General features: G+C 61.9%; 18 protein-coding genes and 1 pseudogene. 16 read left to right on the top strand and 3 right to left on the bottom strand.

The annotated features are described in order from the left end of the window. The first annotated feature begins 56 nt into the window (after positions 1–56). The 3 genes from ACR65J_RS10005 to ACR65J_RS09995 all read left to right on the top strand — a co-directional run bounded on the left by ACR65J_RS10005 (position 57) and on the right by ACR65J_RS09995 (position 1,718). Complete coding sequence (locus tag ACR65J_RS10005; protein WP_440168244.1) at positions 57–983, top strand: SDR family NAD(P)-dependent oxidoreductase; 927 nt, start codon at positions 57–59, stop codon at positions 981–983. An 85-nt stretch (positions 984–1,068) separates the two neighbouring features. Next, entirely contained in the window at positions 1,069–1,425 is a 357-nt protein-coding gene (locus ACR65J_RS10000) for a hypothetical protein (protein WP_440168243.1), read from the top strand. A gap of 104 nt (positions 1,426–1,529) precedes the next feature. Then, the gene (locus ACR65J_RS09995; protein ID WP_440168242.1) at positions 1,530–1,718 is read left to right on the top strand and encodes a hypothetical protein; all 189 of its coding nucleotides are present in this window, start codon (positions 1,530–1,532) and stop codon (positions 1,716–1,718) included. Positions 1,719–1,911: 193 nt separating this feature from the next. Here ACR65J_RS09995 and ACR65J_RS09990 read toward each other — a convergent pair whose 3' ends face one another. After that, on the bottom strand, positions 1,912–2,433 hold the full coding sequence (locus ACR65J_RS09990; RefSeq protein WP_440168240.1) for a response regulator transcription factor: 522 nt from the start codon (positions 2,431–2,433) through the stop codon (positions 1,912–1,914). A gap of 481 nt (positions 2,434–2,914) precedes the next feature. Between ACR65J_RS09990 and ACR65J_RS09985 the strand changes: the two genes are divergently transcribed. Beyond that, on the top strand, positions 2,915–3,238 hold the full coding sequence (locus ACR65J_RS09985; RefSeq protein ID WP_440168238.1) for a hypothetical protein: 324 nt from the start codon (positions 2,915–2,917) through the stop codon (positions 3,236–3,238). Between the two features lie 877 nt (positions 3,239–4,115). Then, a complete protein-coding gene (locus ACR65J_RS09980; RefSeq protein ID WP_440168236.1) occupies positions 4,116–4,940 on the top strand; it encodes an alpha/beta fold hydrolase in 825 nt (274 codons plus the stop codon). Here the strand turns inward: ACR65J_RS09980 and ACR65J_RS09975 are convergent. Next, positions 4,925–5,278: a hypothetical protein gene (locus ACR65J_RS09975; protein ID WP_440168235.1), complete on the bottom strand. Its 354-nt coding sequence runs from the start codon at positions 5,276–5,278 to the stop codon at positions 4,925–4,927. The genes ACR65J_RS09980 and ACR65J_RS09975 overlap by 16 nt on opposite strands. 146 nt (positions 5,279–5,424) lie before the next feature. On the opposite strand from ACR65J_RS09975, the gene ACR65J_RS09970 reads away from it, so the two are divergent. After that, positions 5,425–5,817, top strand: coding sequence for a nuclear transport factor 2 family protein (locus ACR65J_RS09970; protein WP_440168233.1), 393 nt, complete (start codon positions 5,425–5,427; stop codon positions 5,815–5,817). A 189-nt stretch (positions 5,818–6,006) separates the two neighbouring features. Here ACR65J_RS09970 and ACR65J_RS09965 read toward each other — a convergent pair whose 3' ends face one another. Beyond that, complete coding sequence (locus ACR65J_RS09965) at positions 6,007–6,174, bottom strand: hypothetical protein (RefSeq protein WP_440168231.1); 168 nt, start codon at positions 6,172–6,174, stop codon at positions 6,007–6,009. Between the two features lie 717 nt (positions 6,175–6,891). Between ACR65J_RS09965 and ACR65J_RS09960 the strand changes: the two genes are divergently transcribed. The 10 genes and pseudogenes from ACR65J_RS09960 to ACR65J_RS09915 all read left to right on the top strand — a co-directional run bounded on the left by ACR65J_RS09960 (position 6,892) and on the right by ACR65J_RS09915 (position 16,280). Next, the gene (locus tag ACR65J_RS09960) at positions 6,892–7,518 is read left to right on the top strand and encodes an HD domain-containing protein (protein ID WP_440168229.1); all 627 of its coding nucleotides are present in this window, start codon (positions 6,892–6,894) and stop codon (positions 7,516–7,518) included. Positions 7,519–7,727: 209 nt separating this feature from the next. Beyond that, the gene (locus ACR65J_RS09955) at positions 7,728–8,711 is read left to right on the top strand and encodes a GlxA family transcriptional regulator (RefSeq protein WP_440168227.1); all 984 of its coding nucleotides are present in this window, start codon (positions 7,728–7,730) and stop codon (positions 8,709–8,711) included. 123 nt (positions 8,712–8,834) lie between these two features. Continuing rightward, a complete protein-coding gene (locus ACR65J_RS09950) occupies positions 8,835–9,206 on the top strand; it encodes a tautomerase family protein (RefSeq protein WP_440168225.1) in 372 nt (123 codons plus the stop codon). Further along, positions 9,151–9,983, top strand: a pseudogene (locus tag ACR65J_RS09945) (alpha/beta fold hydrolase). The gene ACR65J_RS09950 and the pseudogene ACR65J_RS09945 overlap by 56 nt, the downstream one beginning before the upstream one ends. A 90-nt stretch (positions 9,984–10,073) precedes the next feature. Further along, positions 10,074–10,631: an NAD(P)H-dependent oxidoreductase gene (locus tag ACR65J_RS09940; protein WP_440168223.1), complete on the top strand. Its 558-nt coding sequence runs from the start codon at positions 10,074–10,076 to the stop codon at positions 10,629–10,631. An 80-nt stretch (positions 10,632–10,711) separates the two neighbouring features. Further along, on the top strand, positions 10,712–11,674 hold the full coding sequence (locus ACR65J_RS09935; protein WP_440168461.1) for a quinone oxidoreductase family protein: 963 nt from the start codon (positions 10,712–10,714) through the stop codon (positions 11,672–11,674). A gap of 64 nt (positions 11,675–11,738) precedes the next feature. Further along, the gene (locus ACR65J_RS09930) at positions 11,739–12,473 is read left to right on the top strand and encodes an SDR family oxidoreductase (RefSeq protein WP_440168221.1); all 735 of its coding nucleotides are present in this window, start codon (positions 11,739–11,741) and stop codon (positions 12,471–12,473) included. Between the two features lie 270 nt (positions 12,474–12,743). Next, the gene (locus ACR65J_RS09925; RefSeq protein ID WP_440168219.1) at positions 12,744–14,654 is read left to right on the top strand and encodes a hypothetical protein; all 1,911 of its coding nucleotides are present in this window, start codon (positions 12,744–12,746) and stop codon (positions 14,652–14,654) included. Next, entirely contained in the window at positions 14,651–15,811 is a 1,161-nt protein-coding gene (locus ACR65J_RS09920) for an ROK family protein (protein WP_440168217.1), read from the top strand. Before ACR65J_RS09925 ends, ACR65J_RS09920 begins: the two co-directional genes overlap by 4 nt. A 67-nt stretch (positions 15,812–15,878) precedes the next feature. Next, a complete protein-coding gene (locus ACR65J_RS09915; protein WP_440168215.1) occupies positions 15,879–16,280 on the top strand; it encodes a hypothetical protein in 402 nt (133 codons plus the stop codon). Positions 16,281–16,377: the final 97 nt, after the last annotated feature.

Raw genomic sequence — 16,377 nt, 5'->3', positions numbered from 1 at the left:
CATCGCCGGCCTAGGCGCTCCCAGTATCAGTACTCCCCCTGGAAAGCAGAGACACCATGTCATCCATCAACTCAGGATTCGGATTCAATTCCACCGCTTCAGATGTCAGCGCCGGCATCGACTTCACCGGCAAACGGGTCGTTATCACCGGCGGCGCGTCAGGCATTGGCATCGAAACAGCCCGCGCCTTTGCCGCCATCGGCGCCGAGGTCACCCTCGCGGTCCGGAACCTGGACGCGGCCGCCACGGTGGTGGCAGACCTGCGCGCCGGGACAGGCAACGACAACATTCATCTTGCCAGGCTCGATTTGGCCAACATGGCAACCATCGCCGATTTCGCTCATCAGTGGCGCGGACCGCTGGACGTCCTGGTCAACAACGCAGGAATCATGGCGCTGCCAGCGCTGGAGCGGACATCCGAAGGTTGGGAAATGCAGTTCGCCACCAACCACCTCGGCCACTTCGCGCTCGCCCAGGCCCTGCACCCTGCTCTCACCGAAGCCGGCAACGCCCGCGTCGTATCCCTAAGCTCCAGCGGCCACCTCTTCTCCCCCGTCCTCTTCGATGACCCCCACTTCAACTTCATCCCGTACGACCCCTTCGTCGCCTACGGACAATCGAAAACAGCAGCAGCCCTTTTCGCAGTGGGGTTGACCCGGCGCTGGGCCAATGACGGGATCACGTCCAACGCCGTCATGCCGGGGGCGATAGCAACTAAACTGCAGCGCCACACCGGCGGACTCCGCACACCCGTCGAGCGCCGGAAAACACCGCAGCAGGGCGCAGCGACGACCTTGTATGTTGCCACCGCACCGGCTCTCGAAGGGATAGGAGGACGCTACTTCGAAGACGTCAACGAAGCACCCCTTGTCGACCACCGCGGTCCGGACTACACCGGTGTCGCTCCCTATGCCCTGGACAGCGCCCACGCCGAACGCCTTTGGGACCTGACCCTCGAACTCCTCTCAGAACAGCAGGCCTAGAGCACCGGACCGAAAGCAGCACCTTTAACACCTACGCCGTTACCGGCCGTCCGTCCGTCCGTCCGTCTCAAGAATAAGGAACCCCATGTCCACGAATTTCACCCCGCTCGACCTGCAGAGCCACCAGCTGCCGACAAGCATCTTGACCTACCTTCGTGCCAGCAAGGCTCCGAAAACAATTGAGGTGTTCATCGAAGACCCGCAGGTGACCGATAATGGCACCCGGTATGCATCAAGAAAGGAAGTACTTCACTTCCTCACCAGCGTCACAACAGAGTACGCGTACACCACCACGTTCCAGCGCGCCGCTCAGGCAGAGCCGGATCAATATGCCGTGTGGAACCGCCTCGAAGGCAACTTTCCCGGATCCACTGCTGATCTGAAGTACACCTTCAACCTTCACAACGGATTGATACGAAGCCTTGAAATCACCGCAGCCTAACCCGGCCAGCAAGAGCCCCTGCCAGGCTTGGCAATGACTTGTTTGCGGACAGCCGCTACTGGGGGCGGACCCGGCTGCTGCATTTCCATGCGCCCAAGGTTGAAATGCGTCACCAGCCGCTCCGCCCACGGGGCGACGACGACGAACACCGCGCCTACGGTGCTGCCAAAGGCGGACTCCTCGCCCTGACCAAGGGGATCGCACGCGGCTCCGCGAGGGAGGACATCCTTGCGTACGCCGCCGCACCGGCCTGGGCTGCCACCGACATCACTGGCGCTGACTACGTGCGCTGAGCGCCGTCGTCGTTCTTCCTTCAGCGAAGGGGAAACGTTAAGATTCAGCCGCATGCTCAACGTCGTGGATGCACACCCCGAGGTCTGGTCCGGCAAGGTGGTGGTCGGCCGGATAAGCACGTTCCCGGGAAACCATGTTCGATAAAGTGCGAGGGATGTGGCCAGCTGAGCCGGGGACTGGGGATGTCCCGGCTCACCACGGGGCGCGGAAGTCACTGGTACCCGGGGCACGGCGGCAAGTCGATGTAAACAGCCTGACGGCATCCACGCGGTTGTTGCACCCGAGCTTTACGTAGGAGTGTTCCAGGTGTCTGGTGACTGTCCGCGGGCTGATTCCCAGCAGATGGCCGACTGCCGTGCTTTTCAGGCCTTGCGCCACAAGCGCCAGGATCTCTGTCTCGCGGTCCGTCAGGCCAAAAGCGTCAACAGGCCACGGGTTCGTCATTGAAGTGTGCGGATGTGAATAGGCTGTGTCGAGGAGACACAGCACGGGTTGGACTTCCCTGGCAAGGTCCATTTCCTTGTCGCTGAAATCGTGGTTCCACCGGTTCATGACCCAACTGTGCAAAATTCCGGGGCCCAACTGCGCGGCCCGCAGTGACAATTGGCGGTTAATCCGCATTTCCCGGAAACCCTCACGGTAAAGACGCGATTCATAAAACTCCCGGTCGGAGACAACGTCGCTGAGGCGGCGCGGTCGCCACACCCCGGTCATGGAGTCAACTAAATCGCTTCTAACCAGCGGATGGTCGTTTCGACTTTCAAGCAGTTTCCGGGCAAGGTCACCGAATGGGTGAGTCTGGGGGCGCGCGTAGACCTCCGCCCGGACCGCTCGCATGTCCAACTCATTCCACGCAAGCCCATCACAGGGGAAAAGCTTAGAGAGAAGCTCGCTGGCGGCTCTCAGATATGTCCCGCGGTCCGGCAGCCGGACAAGCTCGCTGGCCAGGTCCCCAAAAGTATCCATTGTTCTGCCCACCCAAAAACGAATGGCTGGTTTCCCAAGGCTAGCGAACGGGATTCAACACATTCAAGGGACTGCCGGCGGTTGGGGCTACCCCATCTGGCCCGCTCCCGACATACGCAGTATTACGTATATAAGCCCCTCGACCGGGGTTCTATATTCGCCTTGCTGGACATGGCGGACAACCACCTGCGGGTCCAAAAAACCGACCCGCTCCAATAAGGAGAAGATCATGGCAGTCGCAATCATCATGGAGTTCGACGGGACGACGCTTGAACAATACGACGAGATCAACAAGAAGATGGGCTTGACCCCAGGCGGTCCCGGTCCCGCAGGTTCAATATCCCACTGGGCCACCGCTACGGATAAGGGATTCCAAGTCACCGATGTGTGGGAAAGCCGCGAGCAGTTCGACGCCTTCGCCCAGGAAAAGATCGGCCCTCTGAGCATGGAACTGGGCTTTGCGGCGCCCCCGAAATTGACCTTCTACGATGTGCACAATTACTTCACTTCCAATACTGACACCTTCCGGTCGTCAGTCCCGGCTCAACCGTGAAGGAGCGCAACAGCTAACGAAACCCAGTTCTGCGCCTGTTCCCCAACGATAAGGTTCAGAAGGTCCCCGACCCATGAACAGGTGAAGGCCACCGCAGCAGGAATTTCCGAAACTGCACCTTAATATTCAGGCGCTGGGCGGTGTTGGCCGACCCGCGTCAACGAGGGCAGCGGAATGAGGTACCGCAGACGCCACGTCTCCAGCTGGGAGGCTGCACCGGCCAGGTCGTGATGCTCCCCAGGGGCAAGGTATTCCGAAGGCCACTGAGAAGGCTGAATTGCCCGCAGCACTATGCACGAAAGGGTGTCTCACACTCCTACATCCGCCCAGAAGATCGGCGCCGGAACCGACGTGAGATTCGTGAGCCAGACGGCCCACTGACGTGACATGAACGCACCGGCCTCGGGTCTGCGGTTTCACTTGGATCGCCTAGTGTCATTCTGGAGGGAGAGATGTTAGCTGGGCGGATCCTCCGCACAACCAGGGCGCTGCCGCGCCGCCCCCGGGGACCGGAAATTTCCGCGTGGCATGATCACTTCTGCAGCCGGACGAAGTTACCGAACCCCGGCGCTGGTTCCCTAAGTTGCACTCCAGCCTCTCAACCCAGCAGCTGGTCCCCTGCAAGAACGAATCCAAAGCCCTAGGACCGCCACAGGACAGCAACCAGGCATCACATTGGCGGGGCGTTCAGTATCGGAGTTCCAGCTTGGGCCCCGAGCTCGATCGGCCTGGCCTGGGAATCCCGGCAGGCACGTCGTCTCCCATGGGCTGGATCGGCGTCACCGTGAAGGTCATAGTGGCTGGAGCCCTAGGATTTCTCTGTTTCCCGTGGATAGTCTGGGAAAGAACGCCACCCTAGGTGAGGGTAAGTAAGAAAGTGATCAAAGCAGACGCTGTGGTAATCGCCCGGAACAATGTCACCCTAATGGGCCGGGAGGACGGGCCTGTGTTGATGTTTGCCCACGGCTTCGGCTGCGATCAAACCATGTGGCGGAACCTGGTCCCCTACTTCATGAATGAGTACCGGCTGGTGCTTTTTGACCACGTTGGTGCAGGACACTCCGACATCAGCGCCTATGACTGGGAAAAGTACGAATCCCTGAAAGGGTATGCGACGGATCTGCTGGAGATCTGCACAGCCCTTGACCTCGAGGACGTCATCCTGGTCGGACACAGCGTCAGCACCATGATCGCCGTCGTCGCCGCAAACCAGGAACCCACCCGTTTTTCCCACCTGATCCTGCTGGCTCCCTCACCCCGCCACACGGACGACCCCTACGACGGCTACATCGGCGGATTCTCCCGGGAAGACATCGTAGGCCTGCTGGCAGCTCTGGACAGCGACTATTTCGCCTGGGCCGCGGCCCTGGCACCCATCATCATGGGCAACCCCCAAGAGCCGGAACTAGCGGAAGACCTGCGTGCCAGCTTCTGCCAGACAGACCCGGCCATCGCCCGACACTTCGCCGAAGTAACATTCTTCTCCGACACCCGCCCCGAACTGAGAAAGCTGCACACCAACTGCCTCATTCTGCAGTGCTCCGACGACCGGCTAGCCCCGCCCGAAGTGGGCGCCTACCTGCACCAGAACCTGGAGCACAGCACCCTTGTGCAGCTCCAGGCAACAGGGCACTGCCCACACATAAGCGCACCGGAGCAAACGGCGCGCGCAATTCTTCACTACCTTCACACCCGCTCCTGACGGGCCCCGTCGGCTTCAACATCGTTGCTGGATGTCGTTGCGGGTAGTAGACCCACTCCCGTCTGTTGGTCCTCCGACAGCCTCGGGTCAAGCCGCCAGTAGATTCCCGCCCGGTCCAGGTCCATGAGCCTGTACCACCGATGCCCAGGCGTTTGACGGCCGCGAGGCGCATCAACACGGAAAAGTGCGTCTACGCCGGCCGTATAGTCTCGACGTTCGCCGACTTCGTGCCCGAGTGGAAGGGGCACATGTTTGCCGAGGAAGTTCTCGTGGACACCCGTCCTGTTGGCGATTTTTTTGATCGTTGCAGCCGGGGCCACCAGCAGCTCATCGTCCATCTTTGGAATCTGCCAGCAATAACCGACAGGAATACGGGATGTGAAGACTGCCGTCCTGCCCCGGGCCCTTCGCCTCTCGACAAGCCCCTGCCCTAGGCTTACTGTAGCCTCGCCAAATTCCCACAACGATGACTGAGGTGTGTGAAATGGGAGCACAGGAAGACGTCGCACTGGTGCGGCGCGGCTACGACGCATTCGTCGCAGGCGACATGGACACGCTCCGGGAGCTATTCACCGAGGATGCGATCTGGCATATCGGTGGAACCGGTGGCCTTTCAGGAGACAAAAAGGGCGTCGGGGAAATCCTGGCGTATTTCGGTGAGTTGTTCTCACGGTCCGAGGGGACACTCAAGCTCACCCTGGACGATGTTGCCGCGGGCGACAGGTACACGATCGGGGTGCAGTCCAACCACGCCGAGCGCGACGGAAAGGCGCTGGACCAGCGGACGGTCATCGTGTTCACCATCTCCGGAGGCAAGGTTACGGAGGCCCTTGAGATGGCGGAGGACACTGCCCAAGTGTCCGACTTCTGGTCATAAGCGCTCCGACGGCACCGCAACCGGGAATGATGCCTCAACAGGCCAACGGGAGCATTCTCAAGCAGGGGACGTCACCACCGGCCTCTACTGCTGGAATGTGCGCATCACCCCACGACGGATGAACGCGACCGCACCGCTGCTCCGCTCTCTTCCCCTGGAACCAGCACCTGCGGCGCAACCGTATGTCACTCAAAAATCACCAACGCGCAAGCACCGGTTCTCGTCAGCGATGAGCCCCTGGAGGGCCGGCATGCCGAGCTGGGACCGTTCACTGTCGCGTTCGAGCGGTTCCACCTCGACGCGGACTCCGCTCCACTGTTCCGCGGACTGCCTGAGGACCGGTGCCAGTGTGAGCACTGGGGTACGGTCCGGAGCGGAAAGATTGCGTTCCGCTTCAGACCATGATGAAGAATTCGTCGCCGGGGATTTCTACTATGCCCCTCCGGGACATGTGCCCATTGTGTCAGCCGGAACACGGGTCGTCGAGGTCACTCCGACGGCTGATCTGGCGAGGACGATGGAGGTTCTGCAGGCCAATATGGCAGCGGAATGAGCGGGACGATGATCACCAAGATCCCTATGGAGCAGGGATCCGGCCCGGAGAGAGTTCGAAACGCCCCCGTAGATCAGCCAGTCGCGGATGCGGCCCGGGCCGTCCTGTAGCGGAAGTTCATTGAGTTCCTGGAGACCGGCGAGCTTCCTGAGGGTCTCTTTGCTGACAACGTCTTCCTTGATTTCACAAATCCGCTCTGATGGCTGCAGGCATCCGGGATGCGGTTGCCTTGCGGCGCTCCGGCCGCCCCTCCCCTGGCAGGGTTCCCCGGTGGCGGACCGATCGCACTGACAGGGGTATTGGCTGAAAGCCTGATTTTTCGCCGCCTCCCCAATGTACGCGAGCCCTGGACAGGTGGCGGAGCCTCTCCGCGGTCCTTGGCGGCGCAAGGCGAGGATTCCTTTACGCTAAGAAATGCCCAGGCTAAGGCGAGGTGTCCGACGAACTTCAGACTGTTTGGTTTTGGGTAGTCCATGATGATGAGTGAAACGCCGACCCCGCAGCCACGAAAAGGAAGATACATGACGAACTCAGGTACAAGAGGGTCCACTCCCATGAATACCGAGGACGCCGTACTTGCTGCTGCCGAGGATTTGTTGGTTCAGCTCTTGCAGCTGCCCGTCTTCAACCACAGCGCCCGGGTGTTCGAGTATGCCAGAGCCATCGCTGCAAACGAGGACTGCGCTGTTGATGTGGCAGCTCTGCGGGTCGCTTCCCTTTTCCACGATGCCGGGACCGCCGACGAGTATGACGGCCCCCAGCGGTTTGAAGTCGAAGGTGCGGACGCGGCCGCGGCGTTCCTGACCACCTACGGATGGAAAGCCACCCGGGTTGACTCGGTCTGGGAAGCGATTGCGCTACACACCTCACCTCAGATCGCTGAACGCCGGGGACCCGTGGCAAGGTACCTCCGCCTCGGCGTTCGGGCCGACTTCGGGGACGATACCCTGCTGCCTCGCGCGGAGAAGCACCGTTCCGAGGTCGAAGCGATGTATCCCCGGCTGATGATCGAGCAGTGCCTGGGCCAGACAGTCGTAGAACAGGCACTGCGCAACCCGGAGAAGGCACCTCCATCCTCCTGGCCTGGTGGGCTGCTGCAGGCTCACCTGGGCAGAACTCATGCCCAGGGAATCAACCCCGCCTTCTAGCCGCTGCTCAAGCGGTTGCATTCGCGGGTGGGCCGCGCGCTTCACGCCGCCAGGCCCTGCTTTCTGAGCCAATCCCGTAAGTCCGGTGAGCACCTGCGGAAAGAGTGCGGCCTGTTGTGAACTATCGGGTCAGGATTCATGATTGGAAAGGCGCGCAAAGGAGTGCCTGGAGGCGTGTGCAGCGCCGGATGCGAGGACTGCGGTGAGAAGTGAGTGAACGTGGCAGGACCATCGGGTTCCTGGTCCACGACAACGTCACGATGATGGACATCGCCGGGCCAGCTGACGTGTTCCATCATGCCAATGCCTTTGGCGCCGGCTATAAGACGGTCATGGTTTCAGCGGACGGCCAAGCCAAACGGGCTGCAAACGGCCACTATCTGATGGTGGAAACCACCGCCGCGCGGGCAGGTGCCCTGGAAACGGTGCTCGTTCCTGGGGCCTACGGCATGGTGGCCAAGCCCTTCGAGCAGGAACTGGTCGACGCCGTTGCCCAGCTGACGACCGACGCCACAAGGATTGCATCCGTTTGCACTGGCGCTTTTCTCCTGGCGCACACGGGTTTGTTGAACTACCGGAACGCGACAACGCACTGGACCCAGGTCGAGCGGTTCAGAAAGTCATTTCCCCTGGTTAACGTGGTCCCCGATGCGTTGTTTGTGCAGGATGATCCGATCATCACTTCCGCTGGCATCAGTTCCGGCGTGGACCTGGCGTTATTCATGGTTGAGGACGACTATGGTCCGGAAGTAGCCCGCGCCGTCGTTCGGCAAATGGTCATATTCAACCAACGGCCCGGCAGCCAATCACAGCGTTCGGTTGCCGTCAGCGCGAACACATCCCGGGACCACGTCCTGAGGGAACTGCTGGACCGCATCACAGCTGAACCAGCCGCCGATTACTCGATCGATGCCATGGCCGCCATGACAAATCTCAGCGCCAGCAGCCTTACCCGCAGGTTCCAAGAGGCAACCGGGACCAGTCCAGCCCGGTATGTCGAAAAGGTACGCATCGAAGCCGCACAGGCAATGCTCCAACGCAGAGCCACTGTTGCCGCAACGGCAGCCGCAACCGGATTCGGAAGTGCAGAGACACTGAGGCGCGTATTCACGCAGAAAGTCGGAATGAGTCCCTCCTTATATCTCGAGCGACTCATGCTGCGCCACGGCGACGGCGGCCACCTCCCTGCGTAACTTCTACAGCTTGACGCTAATTGTGTGATTCCTGACCGAATCAGCGGGTCCGCTGATTCTTTCCAGGAACGATGCTTGACGTACCGGGGCAAACCGGAGCATCCACAACAATAGGAGAAGGCAATGCCCTTCGTAAACGTCAAGCTCGTCGACGGGGTCTTCACCGAAGACGAAAAGCACCGGATGGCGGCGGCACTGACCGACGTCATGGTTCAGTTTGAAGGATCCGAAGCTTTCCGCGAGGTCGTATGGGTCCTCATCGAAGAACTGCATACTGACGGTTGGCACATTGGCGGCCTTCCCTTCCGTGGACCAGCCAGCCTGATGGACGGCCTCGCCCGTTCCAAGAGCCTCTACGAATCCGTCGATGGCCATCCAGTGACCCGGACCGAGTGGCCGAAAAAGCACCCGTTCGGGACAAGTAACCGGAAGCAGAACAATGGGTTTCATCAAAGTCGGTACGGAAAACAGCACGGACATCGAGCTTTACTATGAGGACCACGGCACGGGGCAGCCGGTTGTCCTGATCCATGGCTACCCGCTGGATGGCGGGTCATGGGAGAAGCAAAGCGCAGCCCTCCTGAACGCCGGTTACCGCGTCATCACCTACGACCGCCGGGGCTTCGGCAGGTCAAGCAAACCGACCACCGGCTACGACTACGACACCTTCGCTGCAGACCTCAACACCGTCCTCGAATCCCTGGACCTGCAGGAGGTCGTCCTGGTTGGCTTCTCGATGGGCACCGGCGAAGTGGGACGGTACATCGGCACCTACGGCGAGGCACGGATAGCCAAGGCAGCGTTCCTTGCTTCCCTCGAACCATTCCTCCTGCAAACCGAGGACAACGCCACCGGCGTTCCTTCCTCAGTGTTCGACGGCATCCGCAACGCCGCCATCGAAGACCGCTACGCCTGGTTCGCCGTTTTCTACAAGGATTTCTACAACACGGACACCTCCCTTGGAAGCCGACTCAGCGAGGAAGCCCTGCGCGCGCATGGAACGTTGCGGCCCGCTCCTCCTGGTACGCCTCGTTCGCCGTCGTCGACTCATGGCTGACGGACTTCCGTGCCGAGGTCGAGAAGATCACCGTCCCGGCCCTGATTGTCCATGGAACGGAGGACCGCATCCTCCCAATAGGCGCAACGGGCCGACAGTTCACCAAGCGTGTTCCATCCGCTGAGTACGTGGAAATCGAACGCGCCCCGCACGGCATGCTCTGGACGCACGGTGGCGAGATCAACGAAATCCTGCTCCGCTTCCTGAACAAATAACCCAGCCCTGCCACCCGACTGCAGAGTGTGGAACCGACCGCTGTCCACACCCTGCTGCGGCTTCCCCTCCAATGAAATGGAACCACGACCATGACAGCTGTACATCACAAGACGCTGGTCCTTCTGGACCATCCCAACCTTTCCGCTTCCCGTATCAACAGGGCCCTGGCAACCGCGCTCGAGGATGCACCGGATCTGACGGTGCACGACCTAAGACGCCTGTACCCGGACGGCCACATCGACCTTGCCGCCGAGAGGGCCGCGGTGGAAGCGGCCGAGAACATCGTCCTGCAATACCCAACCCACTGGTACGCGCCTCCGGCATTCCTCAAAACCTGGCTCGATGAGGTGCTTGTCCGCGGCTGGGCCTACGGCACCGGGTCACCCGGAGCCCTTGCAGGCAAGACACTCCGGGTTGCCACCAGCACCGGCGGCGCCGGGGAGGCTTACTCCCCAGACGGCTTCCACGGGTGGGACTACAACGACATCCTCATCCCGCTGCAAGCCACAGCCCGCCGGCTCGGAATGCAATGGCTGAGCCCCTTCATCCTTCACGGCGTAAGGGACCTGACGGACGAACAGCTGCGGGACCTGGCGCAGGACTACAGGAACCAGCTGTCGTTACGCACCGTGCCAGAGCACGTCTAGGCAATTCCGGCGAGAACCAACACCGATAGGACAACCACAATGAAAAGCATGTCGACCACGGCCTAGGCGGCCCCGAAGTCATCCAGGAAGTCCACCTTCCCACCCCCGAGCCGGCCGCGGGGGAAATAACCATTGATGTCCAGTACGCAGCCGTCGGCCTCATCGATGCCATCATCCGCCGAGGAACATTCGCCAACCTCGACTACGTCCCCAAGCCCTCCTATGTACCGGGACTCGAAGTCACCGGGACGGTCCGCGCCCTCGGGGAAGGGGTTACCGGTCTCTCGATCGGTGAGCACGTCGCAACCGTGACCCTTCCGAACAGCGGAGGATACGCAGAAGTCGTATCCGCCCCGGCCGCGCTGGTCGTCTCACTCGAAGGATCCGGTGCTGATCCGGTCCAAGTGGTCGCGGGACTTGGCAACGCCGCGACCGCCTATATGGCACTCACCGAAGTCGGCAACATCCGTGCCGGATCCCGCGTGCTGGTCCACGGCGTCATTGGTGGCCTCGCCTCCGCGTTTCCCGCCGTCGCCCGAATGCTCGGAGCCAGCCGGGTAGTTGGTACCGTCCGCACCAGGGACAAGGCTAACGCTGCTATGTCTCTCGGGCTGGACCGTGTCATTGTCTCCGACGAATTTCCCGACGCCCTCCACGACGAAACATTCGATCTCGTTATCGACCCCGTAGGAGGAGACCATCGCCTCGCCACGCTGGACGTCATGGCACAGCACGCACGCATGCTTGTCGTCGGCAGCGCCGCACAGGACGCGGGCACCATGGTCGACACCAACAGGATTTGGCGCAGCAACATCGGCATCCTGGGCTTCAGCGCCGGGCTGGCGCTCTCCGAAAACCCCGAACGCGGGGCAGCCGCCGGACGTGCTGTCCTGCCTCTCATCGCAAGCGGTCAGCTGACCTTCCCGGTGCTCGTGCTCCCGTTGGAAGAAGCTGCCGAAGCACACGCACAAATGGAAGCACGGACCGTCACGGGCAGGCTGATTCTTGCCGTAAGCAGCCACCGACCCATTGGGAAGTACTGACAAGGTGCGGCACTCCCAGGCAGACCTGTCCTTTCCGCATCCGCAAGTGAATGAGTATCAAAACATGAACCATCAAAACCAAAAGAACATCATCGTCACCGGTGCCAGCAGTGGCATCGGGGCGGCCACTGCACGCGCGCTGGCAGCCCAGGGCCACAGGGTATTCCTCGGCGCGCGGCGTGAGGATTCACTGCGGACCCTCGTGGCCGGCATCCAGCGCGATGGAGGCGAGGCAGAGTACCGCCGGCTCGACGTTACAGACCTTGCCGACTTCAAGGATTTCGTGAAAGCCGCCGAAGAGCAATTTGGTCCAGTCGACGTTCTCGTGAACAACGCGGGCGTCATGCCGTTGTCCCCCGTGCATGATCTGCGCATCGAAGAGTGGAACTCCATGATCGATGTGAATCTGCGCGGCGTACTTCACGGTGTGGCAAGTGCTTTACCCGGCATGCGGTCCCGGCGGGCAGGTCACATCATCAATGTCGCCTCGGTCGCTGGCCTGCGCGTTGACCCGACCGCAGCCATGTACAGCGCTACAAAATACGCCGTCCGGGCCTTCTCCGAAGGGCTCCGCCAGGAGAACACCGACGTGCGCGTAACCGTGGTTTCGCCCGGCTTCACGCTGACTGAATTAACGGACCGGGGCGGCAATCCCGAAGTCCGAGCGGCTGCCCACGCCGCAGCCGAACAGTTCGGGATTCCCGCTACAGCTGTGGCCGACGTTATCGCCTTTGCCGTCGCGCAGCCAGCAAATGTCGACATCAATGAGCTCGTCGTCCGGCCGACCCTTCAGCAGTAGCCCCCAGCCCCCGACGTTTCAGGGCCGACACAGGCATAACTCGATTTGACTGCTCTTGGGTCTGTCTATGCCGGCCCACGAGCCACTTCTGAAACCGGGGTATGCATCTGGCCAAAGACCAACGCACTGAGCGAGAAGGTGTGCCAGCCTGTCTGCCACGAGGGCCGCATTCCCAGGATGGACGACCCAAGAATAATTAAATGCTTGACGCATGAATATAGCCGGTGAATACTTTTGAGTGCCTCCAGCCCCCACTCGAAGGACCGATCAATGAAGAACCTGTCCCGCCGCACCGTGCTCGCCACCGGCAGCGCCGCCAGCTTGGCCTACGCCCTAGGGATGGCCCAGTCCGCCCAGGCAACCACAGCAGTCACCGCGCAGCCGGGCACGCCGGCCACCAGTGCTCCGCCCCTGCGCCTTGCCAGCCGCAACAGTGCGTACACCCGCAGCGGTGCCGGTCCCCGATACTGGAACATCTACGGCTACTCCTTCCCCCACAACGCACCCATCCCCGAGAGCGAATGGAAAGCCAACATCGATTGGCTGGCCGGGAACTTCGCGGAATTCGGATACGGCATCGCCTGCACGGATGGCTGGATCGAAGGCTCAAGCCGCACCACCAAGAACGGCTATATCACCAGCTATAACGACTCCTGGCAGAACGGCTGGGCCTACTGGGCCAAGTACCTCAAAGCGCGGGACATGAAGCTGGGCGTCTACTACAACCCGCTCTGGGTCCATCGGGCAGCCGTCGAGGACAGCTCCAAAACCGTCCTGGGACGGCCCGACGTCAAGATCGCGGATCTGGTGGTCCCCAACGACTTCTTCGCCCGGGACATCGGCGGGAACCAACTCTACTGGCTGGACGCCACCAAGGCCGGGGCTAAGGAATATGTGCAAGGCTACGTCCGGTACTTCAAGGACCTCGGCGTTCCGTACCTGCGGATCGACTTCCTCTCCTGGTACGAAAACGGCATGGACGCCAACATTGGCCAAGTCAACGCACCCCACGGCCGCGCCAACTACGAACTTGCACTTTCCTGGATCAACGAGGCTGCCGGGGATGACATGGAGGTCTCACTGGTCATGCCGCACATGTTCGCCAACGGTTCGGCGGAACTGGCCAACGGGGACCTGGTGCGGATCAACGCCGACGCCGACAAGGGCGGCTGGGACCGGCTGAGCGGGATGCGCCAGAACTGGCAGGATGCGTGGCCCAACTGGGCCAACCCCTTCTGCGGCTTCACCGGCTGGTCGCACCGGAACGGCCGGGGGCAGCTTATCCTTGACGGCGACTTCATGCAGGCCAGCACATTCGCCAATGACGAAGAGCGCAAAACCATGATGAACCTGATGGTCGCTGCCGGATCACCCCTCGCCATCGGGGACACCTACCAGCAGATCGGAAAAAACGGCTGGGTGTACACCAACAAGGAAGTGCTTCAGCTGAACGAGGACGGCCTGGTGGGTAAGCCCATCTATAGGTCAGCCGCCCCGTTCACGGTGGCTCCAGGCTCCCGTGACACCGAACGCTGGGCAGGCCAACTCCCGGACGGCTCCTGGGGCGTCGCCCTGTTCAACCGCGGCGACACCGAAACCGTCACCCGGACCATAGACTTCACCGCAGACCTTGGCCTGGCCACCGGCGCCAACGCCCGGGACCTGTGGGCGCACCGGAACCTTGGCATGGACTCGAAGGTCACGGCACTACTGGCCCCGCACGCTTCAGCCATCTTCCGGGTCACCCCGCCGAAAGCGCATGGCACAACGCGCTACCCGGCCGCTTTCGCGGCCTGGGGCGGCGGGGCCGGCTTCAACAACAACCACCCCGGCCATGACGGCAACGGCTTTGTGGACGGACTCCAGGCCACCAGCGCCGGCGCGGACCCGCTGGTCACCTTCGCAGTCCAGGCTTCGCACCGCGGCACCTACACCGTCCGCTACCGGTACGCGAACGCCACCGGGGACACCAGCACCATGACCGTCAGCGCGGAAAGGGCGGATCGCTCCGTCGTGGACGGGCCGATGCACGCGAGCTTCCCCGCCCTCCCCTCCTGGGACACCTGGGAGATTGTGGAGGGCACTATCAAGCTCGACGCCGGCCTGAACCTGATAACCATCGGCAGGGGTGTGACAGATCAAGGAGCCATCAACCTGAACTGGATAGAGTTGGACATGTGAGCAGACGGAAGCAGGCCTTCGGCGTTCCCGCCCTCAGCGACCCGCACAGGGCAGGCCTGTTTTCCCTCGTGCTGCGGCATGCACCCATCTCCCGAGTGGAGCTTGCGAGGCAAACGTCCCTGGACCCGTCCACCATCGCCCGGACCCTCCGGCCGCTGGTGGACGAAGGGTACGTCACCGAAGCGCCCACGGCTCCCAACGGACGTGGCAGGCCGGAGCGCCTGATCGAAATCGTCGCCGCCAAACACACAGCCATTGGCATCAAGATCGGCCCCAGGGTTATTTCCGGGGTCGTGACAGACCTGGGCGCAAACGTGCTCGCACGCGGCGAAGAAGAAGTGGGCGTTCCGCTGGAAGCATCCGACACGTTTCGGGCCGTGGCCGGTCTCGTTGACCGCCTCCTCGCATCCGTGCCCCAGGCACGCGAACGATCGCTGGGATTAGGGATCGCGGTCAGCGGGCACGTCGATCCAGATGCAGGCACCTGCCGCTACTCGCCAATTCTCGGCTGGCGAGGAGTGGATGTTGCCAAGCCCTTATCCGAAATGACCGGACTTCCGGTAACCGTGCATAACGACGTCAACGCCCTGGCCGTGGCCGAGCACCTGTTCGGCCACGGCAGAAACGCGCGGAACTTCGCCGTCGTCACCTTGGGACCCGGCATCGGGTTGGGCTTGGTGATCGACGGGAAAGTGTACGGCGGCGCACATGGAACCGCCGGGGAGCTGGGTCATATCCCGCTGGTGCCGGGCGGCCCCTTATGCAGTTGCGGCAGGCACGGCTGCCTGGAAGCGCTGGCGGGAGATGCTGCCATCGCAGCCGCCGCCGGAACCACTGACGTCGCCGGCGCGATGATCGCAGCCCGAAACGGACCTGACCGCCAGGCAGTGAAGGCACAGTCAGCCTTTACCGCTGCCGGAAGATGGGTCGGCCGCGGCCTTGCGGTGGTCAGCAATCTCGCCGCACCGGAACTGATTGTCATCACGGGCGAAGGCTCCGCCGCTTACGACCTGATGGAGCATAGCCTGACGGCCTCCCTCAAGGAGTACGCGTTCGAAGGCGGGGACTTCCTGCCCCGTCTCGAAGTAGCTGCCGCGGACGCCGACCTCTGGGGCAAGGGCGCCGCCTGCCTGGCCATCCAGCGTTCCCTGCGCTGAGTCACCAAAGAAATTTCAGTAGCTGATCCTTCCACTCCTGAATGAAGACGCAACGAAGGAAACCGACATGACCTCAACGGCTATACCCACAAAAATCGACACCCCTCTCCAAAAGTACCCAGAACTTGCGGAGCAGCGGCGCCGCGCGGTCCTGCTCCTCAATCTGGCACTCCCCCACCCCTTAGACATCTCACAGCTCGGCCCTGAAAACGACGACGCTTCCTGGAACGACCTCCTGGCCACAGCCCTCGAATGGCGCGCCGAGCTTGAAACCTTCGCCGACGTCCAGTGTGAAGACTCCCCGGGCCTCCTGCACTTCAGCCGACCCTACGGGTGGCACTGCCTAACCAACTTCAGCGCCAAGCCAAAGCCGTTGCCGGAAGGAATCATCGTCATAAGCAGCAGCCCGATCACGAAAGGAAACCTGCCGCCAGCCACCACAGTGTGGCTGCTTCGGTGGGTGGGATAGCTCCGCACCACGGCGAAGCGGCGGAGGGCAATGAGTTCTGCCTGCTCTCCCGGTCGGTCCAAGACGTGGAACGGGAAGAACCGCAGCAGCACTAAAG

Source organism: Arthrobacter sp. SAFR-044 (assembly GCF_059414985.1).
Note: the sequence above shows the minus strand (reverse complement) of the source record. Positions and strands in the feature narration are given on the sequence as shown.